At 72.5% G+C, this 4,490-nt stretch carries 5 protein-coding genes; 4 read left to right on the forward strand and 1 reads right to left on the reverse strand.

What is annotated here, in order from left to right; translation table 11 throughout:
* The first annotated feature begins 568 nt into the window (after window positions 1–568).
* Complete coding sequence (locus tag ACFXMF_RS46930; protein ID WP_360320203.1) at window positions 569–1,045, forward strand: DUF6328 family protein; 477 nt, start codon at window positions 569–571, stop codon at window positions 1,043–1,045.
* Between the two features lie 19 nt (window positions 1,046–1,064).
* Here ACFXMF_RS46930 and ACFXMF_RS46935 read toward each other — a convergent pair whose 3' ends face one another.
* Complete coding sequence (locus ACFXMF_RS46935; RefSeq protein ID WP_360320200.1) at window positions 1,065–1,469, reverse strand: STAS domain-containing protein; 405 nt, start codon at window positions 1,467–1,469, stop codon at window positions 1,065–1,067.
* A 193-nt stretch (window positions 1,470–1,662) separates the two neighbouring features.
* On the opposite strand from ACFXMF_RS46935, the gene ACFXMF_RS46940 reads away from it, so the two are divergent.
* The 3 genes from ACFXMF_RS46940 (at window position 1,663) to ACFXMF_RS46950 (ending at window position 4,409) form a co-directional block, all read left to right on the forward strand.
* Window positions 1,663–2,052: a helix-turn-helix domain-containing protein gene (locus ACFXMF_RS46940; protein WP_360320197.1), complete on the forward strand. Its 390-nt coding sequence runs from the start codon at window positions 1,663–1,665 to the stop codon at window positions 2,050–2,052.
* A 170-nt stretch (window positions 2,053–2,222) separates the two neighbouring features.
* Window positions 2,223–2,783 (forward strand): DinB family protein, encoded by a 561-nt coding sequence (locus tag ACFXMF_RS46945; protein ID WP_360320194.1) that lies wholly within the window; start codon window positions 2,223–2,225, stop codon window positions 2,781–2,783.
* Window positions 2,784–2,990: 207 nt separating this feature from the next.
* The gene (locus ACFXMF_RS46950; protein WP_379992659.1) at window positions 2,991–4,409 is read left to right on the forward strand and encodes an MFS transporter; all 1,419 of its coding nucleotides are present in this window, start codon (window positions 2,991–2,993) and stop codon (window positions 4,407–4,409) included.
* Window positions 4,410–4,490: the final 81 nt, after the last annotated feature.

The raw sequence follows: 4,490 nt of genomic DNA on the forward strand, positions 1-4,490 counted from the left end.
TTATTACACCCGGGCGCCCCCGGTGGGGCTCGGGGTCGGGGGGGCGCCCGCCGCCCGGGTCGCCGGCCCCCCGGGGGGGGGGCCGGGCCGCACGGGCGCGGGCCCGTCGTCGCGGGCCGGGAGAGCCGGCGCGTCCGCGACGAGCGGGACTCGTCCGGTGGCAACCGGACGTGGATCGAGTGGCCCACCGGGCATCCGGGCGGCACAAATCTCGGGTCGACTCCATGGTCACAGGAAGACGCCGCGGCCCGCGTCGCCCTGCGGGTTGACGGAAGCATCAGCCCGTCGGCCTAGCCGGGCTACCACAGGAGGAGGAAAAACCGGTCCGGTCCGGCGCAGAACGGTACGCGGGTACGGGGACTCCCCTACGGGGCAGGGGGGTTGCCCCTCATGACGGGGAGAAACCCCCTGTCGGAGAGAGGTGCCGTCGCGGGCCGTCGGCCGGCTCGACGGCCTCGGCCTCGCGAGCCTGCCCGGTCGGCGGCCGATCCGAGGAATCGCCCGGTGTGCCCTGGCGATGGTCGGGGAAGTCGTCTCGCACACGCGGAGGTGCCGACGAAGGGACGCCATGAGCGAGCGGGACGGTCGGGGGGAGAGCGCGGACGAGCGCGCGGATCGGCGCTGGATCGAACTTCTCCAGGAGGTGCGCGTTGTACAGACCGGTGCGCAGGTGTTGTTCGGCTTCCTGTTGAGCGTCGTGTTCACCCCGAAGTTCGACACCCTGGGCGACTTCGACAACGGCCTCTACGTGGCCGCCGTGGTCCTGGGAGCGGCCTCGATGGGTGTCCTGGTGTCCGTCGTCTCGCTGCATCGCGCCGTCACGGGACAACACCGCAAGCCCCGACTCGTGCGGGTGGCGAACCACCTTGTTCCGGCAGGGGTGGGCCTGTTGGCCTGCACGATCGGCTGCTCGTTGTTGTTGCTGTTGCGGGTGGCCACCGACGACGTGACGGCGGCGTTGCTCACCGCGGCGGCCGCGGTCTGGTTCCTCGGCTGGTGGCTCGTGTTGCCGTTGGTGCTCCGGCGCGGTGGAGCGGCGGAGTGAATTGCCCGTCCACGGCCGGTCATGGGAAGGCGAGTGGGGTGAACAGGTGTGCGGTGTCGGTGACTTCGAGCAGACGGCGCAGCCGGTCGCCGGGTGCGAGACCGAGTCGGGTCCCGGTTTCCAGGGCCCTGGACCGCGCTCGGAGCAGGGCGTGCAGGCCGGTGCTGTCGCAGAACGTGAGGTTGCGCATGTCCACGTCCACCCGCCGCACCCCCGCCGCCAATGCCCGGTCCAGGGCGCGGCGAAGATCCGCTTCGGTGTCGATGTCGACTTCGCCGCCGATCCGCAGCAGCACCCGGTCGTCGGCGACGATCACCCGTATGCGCAGGTGCTTCTGCGTGCTCTCCCGACGGCGGCTTCGGTGAGTCCCGGGGCGGCCCGGTGGGTGCGGCGAGTGGCGGGAACCGGGGCGTCGTGGGGTCATGGCGGGCTTCCCTCCATCACACGGCGGGTCGGGCCTGGATGGTCGTTCGGGGCGGTGGGTGGATTCGGCCGGGGCGAGTGGCCGGCGGTTGCGTCGTCTCCAGGATCGATGGCCACCGAACGTACGTCAAGGAATTCATGAACTGCAATTCGTGTGTCGAGTTGCCGGAATGGTCGAGCCTATGATGGTGCGCATGAGCGATGCGGAGCAGTCCCGGCCCTCGTGGACGTTCTTCACCAATCACGCTCGGGTGCTCTCGGCGATCGCCCGTGATCCCGGGGCGCGGGTGCGTGACATCGCAGCCGTGTGTCTGCTGACCGAGCGCGCCGTGCAGGCGATCCTGGCGGACCTGGAGCACGGCGGATATCTGACCCGGCAGCGCAGCGGCCGGCGCAACGTCTACCGGGTCGTGCCCGGGACCGAGGTGCGGCATCCGGCCGATCGGGGCCGGGCCGTCGCCGATGCGCTGGACCTGCCCGTACCGGAGTCCGCCGGCGGTACGGACCCGGACGCGGCCGACGCGGACGACCGGCGGTTCGGCAGGCGCGACCGGATGGATGCGGATCGGGATTCCGGCGGTTGAGCAGCGCCCCGGCCGCCCGGGTTCGCGGCCGAGCGGGCCGAGCGGGCCGAGCGGGCCGAGCGGGCCGAGCCCCGGCAAGCCGGAGCCCCGCGAACCCCGAGCCCCGCGCGGGCCGAACCCCGAGAACACCGAGTCCCGAGGCCCGTTTGGGCGGATTGTGTGGGTCGACCATGACGGAGACGACCGAGCCGACCCGACGAGGCGACCTGTTCGTCGGCGTTGCCACGAACCGTCGATTCGAGGGGCCCACCACGGGTGACGAGCGGGCCATCCTGACCGACGTCCTGGCCGCCCAGCGCTCGACGCTGGAACTGAAGTGCTCGGGCCTGGGCGCGGACCTGGCCCGGCGATCGGTGCCGCCGTCCACGCTCTCGCTGCTCGGGATCGTGCGGCACCTGGCCGACGTGGAGCGCCGCTGGTTCCGGGAGGTCCTGGCCGGGCAGGACGCGCCGGCCCACTTCTCCTCGCGCACCGACCCCGACGGGGACTTCGAGGGCGCGGTGCCCGACGACGCGGTCGTCGAGCGGGCCTGGGCGGTCTGGCGTGCGGAGGTCGCCTTCGCCGAGCGTTTCACGATCGAGGCGCCCGACCTCGACGTCGCGGGCGAGGACGCGTGGCGTGGCACGGTCTCGCTGCGCTGGGTGCTGATCCACCTGGTCGAGGAGTACGCCCGGCACAACGGCCACGCCGACCTGCTGCGCGAACGTATCGACGGGGCCATCGGGGTGTGATCGGCGGCTGCGCGCCGCCGACGACGGTGGGGGCGGGGTCGGTGGGGCGGCTCGAAGGTGCGATGTCCGTCACGTGTGCCGGCGTTCGGCGGGAGATCGTGACACAACTGATCTGACGGGCCGTCAGTTAGGTTGGCGGCCCCTGGATTCGGGAGCCGTTTCGTGGCAACCGCCGTACCTTCGTCAGGTCTTCGCTCCCGTCTGATCGTGCCGACCCTGGCCTTCGGCGGCACCCTCATGGCCCTCATGCAGACGGTGATCGTGCCGCTGCTGCCCGCGCTTCCCGGCGATACCGGGTCGTCACCGGGCACGGTGAGTTGGATGTTGACCGCGACGCTGCTCTCCGGTGCGGTGCTCAATCCGGTGCTGGGGCGGGCCGGCGACATGTACGGCAGGCGGCGCATCCTGGTCGGCGCGCTCGTGGTGATGACGCTCGGCTCGGCGCTGTGCGCGCTGACGTCCGACATCGGTGTGCTGATCACCGCGCGGGCGCTACAGGGCACGGCGGCCGCGGTCGTGCCGCTGGCGACCGGCATCCTGCGCGACGAACTGCCGCCGCACCGGGTCGGCTCGGCGGTCGCGCTGATGAGTTCGACGGTGGGCATCGGGGCGGCGGCCGGGCTGCCGTTGGCGTCGGTGGTGGTGCAGCACGCCGATTGGCACGTGTTGTTCTGGGTGACGACCGGCCTGGGGGTGTTCGGCGCGGTGCTCTCGTGGTGGGTGTTGCCGCGGTCGTCGTCGGCGCGTACCCCCGGTCGCTTCGACATCGTGGGGGCCTTGTTGCTCACCACCGGCCTGGTGGGCGTGCTGCTCGCGGTGTCCAAGGGGGAGGACTGGGGGTGGAGCAGCCCGGCGGTGCTGGGGATCGGCGCGGCCGGCCTGCTCGTGCTGCCGGTCTGGGGTCGGCATCAGTTGCGGGTGCGCGAGCCGCTCGTGGATCTGCGACTGGCGGCCCGCCGGACGGTCCTGCTCCCGCACCTGGCGGCCCTGGTGACCGGATTCGCCTTCTACGCGAACTGGTTGGCCACCGTGCAGTTGGTGCAGGCGCCCGAGGAGACCGGTTACGGCCTGGGGGCGTCCGCGTTGGTGGCGAGCCTGTGCCTGTTGCCCGGCGGGTTGACGATGGTGCTGATGTCGCCGGTGTCGGCCCGGTTGTCCGCCGCGCGTGGGGCCAGGTCGACGCTGGTGGCCGGGGCGCTGGTGATCGCGGTGGCGTATGTGGTGCGGGTGTTCACCAGCGAGCAGATGTGGACGATCGCGGCCGGGGCGACGTTGTGTTCGGTGGGGACCGGGCTCGTGTATTCGGCGTTGCCGACCCTGGTGATCCAGGCGGTGCCGGCGGAGCAGACGGCGGCGGCGACGGGCCTGAACGTGCTGATGCGCACGATCGGCCAGGCCCTGTGCAGCACGGTGGTCACCGTCGTGTTGACGACGGTGACGCTGCCGGCGGGCGCGGGCGGTGCCACGTACGCCTCGCTCGACGCCTACCGGATCGTCTTCGCGCTCGCCGCCGCCGCGTCCCTGGTCGCGGCGCTCACCGCGGCGGCGATCCCGCGCACCGCGACCCACCCGGCCGGTGTCGAGACGCGCGGCCCCCTCCGTCGGCCGTCCCGAACGCCCTCCTGATCCCCGACCCGGGCGGGCCGTGCCGGCGTGCCGCCGGCCTTGTGCGCCACGGCCCAGGTGGACAGCGCGGAACGAGCGCCA

Source organism: Embleya sp. NPDC059213 (assembly GCF_042754445.1).
Taxonomy (GTDB): Bacteria; Actinomycetota; Actinomycetes; order Streptomycetales; family Streptomycetaceae; genus Embleya.